The following is a 471-nucleotide window of genomic DNA, read 5'->3' on the forward strand; positions in this document are numbered from 1 at the left end:
CGAAGGCGCTGTGCTAACCGCAAGGAGGCAGGCGACCACGGTAGGGTCAGCGACTGGGGTGAAGTCGTAACAAGGTAGCCGTAGGGGAACCTGCGGCTGGATCACCTCCTTTCTAAGGAAGATCGAGAACTGGAAAGACGCAGTCTTCGGACTGATGATCCTTCTCCATCTTATTAGAACACAGATCGCAGAGTAGTCGCTCTGACGATCGCCGGTGCTGTCTAACGACGGCGCTTTGCAGGCGTGCCGCCTTCGTTTCTCTTTCTTCATTGTTGATTGCTCACGGGCCGTATCGCAGCTGACGCTGCTGGCCCTGCGCAGGCGCGGCCCACCCTTCGATAAACTCAGGAGGGCCGACGGCCGGTCGGCCTTGCGAAGCTTTGCTTCGGGGGTGGACTTCTGGATCGCGTAGCAGCGTTTGCGTCGGTATCTGGGCTTGTAGCTCAGTTGGTTAGAGCACACGCTTGATAA

Annotated in this window: 1 rRNA gene; it reads left to right on the forward strand. The window is 58.0% G+C overall.

Annotated features, from left to right (window positions below):
- Positions 1–112, forward strand: a 16S ribosomal RNA gene (locus ACS5UA_RS22880); the annotation flags it as partial.
- Between the last annotated feature and the right edge of the window lie 359 nt (positions 113–471).

Source organism: Brucella sp. RRSP16 (genome assembly GCF_052246815.1).
Classification (GTDB): Bacteria; Pseudomonadota; Alphaproteobacteria; order Rhizobiales; family Rhizobiaceae; genus Brucella; species Brucella intermedia.